Annotated in this window: 2 protein-coding genes and 1 pseudogene; 1 reads left to right on the top strand and 2 read right to left on the bottom strand. The window is 67.6% G+C overall.

The window, feature by feature from the left end; all coding sequences use genetic code 11:
* Positions 1–274: 274 nt before the first annotated feature.
* Positions 275–595: an MBL fold metallo-hydrolase gene (locus EA346_RS00085; RefSeq protein ID WP_296754076.1), complete on the bottom strand. Its 321-nt coding sequence runs from the start codon at positions 593–595 to the stop codon at positions 275–277.
* Between the two features lie 63 nt (positions 596–658).
* Here EA346_RS00085 and EA346_RS00080 point away from each other — a divergent pair, with 63 nt between their 5' ends.
* Positions 659–2,098: an IS1182 family transposase gene (locus tag EA346_RS00080; RefSeq protein WP_296754074.1), complete on the top strand. Its 1,440-nt coding sequence runs from the start codon at positions 659–661 to the stop codon at positions 2,096–2,098.
* Positions 2,099–2,527: 429 nt separating this feature from the next.
* Here the strand turns inward: EA346_RS00080 and EA346_RS00075 are convergent.
* Positions 2,528–2,847 (bottom strand): annotated as a pseudogene (locus EA346_RS00075) (S-(hydroxymethyl)glutathione dehydrogenase); the annotation flags it as partial.

Genomic DNA, 2,847 nt, shown 5'->3' with positions numbered 1-2,847 from the left:
TCATCGGCCGCGTGTTGCACGCCCGCGGTTGAGGCGGCGGTCCAGCGCGGGGCGGGCCGCAACGCGCAGCCGACCGGCATGCCGGCCGGCCCGACCCCGGCCGCCTGCGCCCCAATGTCGGGGCCCGGGGCGGCCGGTTCCCGCGGCCGGGCTGCGCGACCGCGCGGTCCGGTGCTGCGAGGGCTGGGCCGGCGGCCGCGGCCCTGTCAGCCCCGCCCTTTCCGCAGCCGGACGGGCGCGCGTCCGGCGACGCCGTCCGGGCGCGGGGCCGGGGTCACGCATCCCAAGGCGTGAGGTGATCGTCGATGATGCGGTGCAGCCTGTCGCGGTCGAAATCGCCGTCATGACCGCCATGTACACGGGTGACGGGCAGGCCGCGCAGCCGGCGCAGGGTGCGGGCATAGGCGGCCCGGTCCATGCCCGGCCCGTCGGCGATCAGCGGGCCGTCATAGACCGCATCGGCGCCGAACAGCAGGCCCGTGGCGGGCTCGAACAGTCGGGCCTGGCCGGGGGCGTGGCCTAGAAGGTGCAGCACCTCGAAGCGCGCGTCGCCGAGGTCGATGATCGAGCCCTCCTCGACCGTGGCTGTCGCCACGGCCGAGGCTGTGTGGAAAGCCGTGGTGCTGTGGTACCCTCATAACGTGGCGGGAGGGGTGGCATGGCAGGGTTCATCGAGGGGGTCGCTCGGGAGCAGACGGTGCTGTTTCCGGATCGGCTTGAGGACTGGATCGACGAGGACAGCGTGGTCCGGGTGGTCGACCTCTTCGTTCATGAGCTCGACCTGCCGGGCCTTGGCTTCGCGCGTTCCGCGCCTGCGCGGACGGGTCGGCCCGGCTATCATCCGGCCGTCCTGCTCAAGCTTTTCATCTATGGCTACCTGAACCGGATCCCGTCGAGCCGGCGACTGGAGCGCGAGGCGGGGCGGAATGTCGAGGTGATGTGGCTGACGGGCAAGCTGGTGCCCGACCACAAGACCATCGCCGATTTCCGGCGCGACAACGGCCCCGCCATCCGCAGGACCTGTGCGCAGTTCGTCGAGCTCTGCCGCCGGATCGGCGTCCTCAAGGGGGACTGCGTCGCGATCGACGGCAGCAAGTTCAAGGCGGTCAACAACCGCGACAGAAACTTCACCAAGGGCAAGATCGCCAGCCGCCTGGCCCATCTGGAAGCCGATGTCGCGCGCTACATCGACGAGATGGTGCGGATCGACCGGCAGGAAGAGGGTGAGGCGCGAGCCGGGAAGGTGGCGCATCTGGCCCGCCGCTACGGTCGCATCCGGCAGGAGATCGACCGGCTGAAAGCGATGGACAAGGCGCTGGCCGACGCGCCGGACGGCCAGATATCACTGACAGACCCCGATGCCCGCGCCATGGCCACCAGCGCCCGGCACAGCGGTCTGGTCGGTTACAACGTCCAGGGCGCCGTGGACACCGAGACCCACATCATCGTCACGCACGAGGTCACCAACCAGGGCTTCGACCGCGACCAGCTCAGCCCGATGGCGCTCGCCACCAAGGCGGCACTCGGGCGCGACACGCTGCATGCCCTGGCCGACAAGGGCTATTTCAGCGGCGCCGAGATCGCCGCCTGCGACAAGGCTGGCATCACGGTGACCATGCCGCGCCCCGAGACCTCCGGCAATCGCAGCAAGGGCATGTATGTGAAGGCCGACTTCAGGTATGACGCCGACCGCGACGTCTACATCTGCCCGACAGGGGACGAGCTCACCTACCGCTACACGCGCGAGGAAGACGGGCTCAGGGTCGCACGCTACTGGACCAACGAATGCCGACACTGCCCTGTGAAATCACGCTGCACGACCGGCAACGAACGCCGCATCACCCGCTGGGAATACGAGCATCTGGTGGACGAGATGCACGACCGCCTGCGCAGCGACGCCGAACCGATGACCCTGCGCCGCTGCACAGCCGAGCACCCGTTCGGCACCATCAAGGCATGGATGGGCGCCACCCACTTCCTGACCCGGAGGCTGAAGAACGTCCGCACCGAGATGGCGCTCAACGTGCTGGCCTACAACATCAAGCGAATGGTCGCCCTGGTCGGGATCAAGGGGCTGATGGCGGCAATTCCCGCCTGACTGGGTGAAAGCCGCCCCCAAAACCGGTCAAGCTACCCGGCACCCGCGCCCTTGGTGGGCTCCCAGACCACAAGCAGCCGCCAACCCCCATCGCGAACACTCCAGCACTTGGCCTCCCCGTGGTGCAGGAGTTTCCACACAGCCTCGGCCCGGAGCTGACGGTCGGGTAGTCGCGCAAGGTTCATCAAAGCGGCCATCACCGCCGACGCAGGAGTAGCACGGCTCCCACAGCAATTTATGAAAGCGGTCAATCGCTTTGGCGATCTTGACCAACATTATTTGGGGGATACGAGGCATCTCAAAGCCCGGGGTTCGATGGTCGTGTCGTTTACTGGTCAACCCGAAGTATCCATTTTGCCTGCACTGGCTCCGCCACTCCAGCCTCGCCGAACCGAGCATACATGCTTGCCGAGCCCGCTCCAATTCTGCTCAGAACTCCACCACCGCCCGGATCGACTTGCCTTGGTGCATCAGGTCGAACCCGTCGTTGATCTGGTCGAGCGTCAGCTTGTGGGTGATCATGGGGTCGATCTCGATCTTGCCATCCATATACCAGTCCACGAAGCGCGGCACGTCGCGCCGGCCCTTGGCACCACCGAAGGCCGTGCCCTTCCACACGCGCCCGGTGACCAGCTGGAAGGGCCGCGTGCTGATCTCGGCCCCGGCGGGCGCCACGCCGATGATCACCGACACACCCCAGCCCCGGTGCGAGCATTCCAGCGCGTCGCGCATGACCTTCACGTTGCCGG

The organism is Thioalkalivibrio sp. (genome assembly GCF_007692535.1).
Taxonomy (GTDB): domain Bacteria; phylum Pseudomonadota; class Gammaproteobacteria; order Ectothiorhodospirales; family Ectothiorhodospiraceae; genus Thioalkalivibrio.
This window is presented reverse-complemented; position numbering and strand designations above follow the sequence as displayed.

Coding starts and splice junctions, on each gene's coding strand:
- EA346_RS00080 (WP_296754074.1), top strand. CDS start 659: ATGGCAGGGTTCATCGAGGGGGTCGCTCGGGAGCAGACGGTGCTGTTT.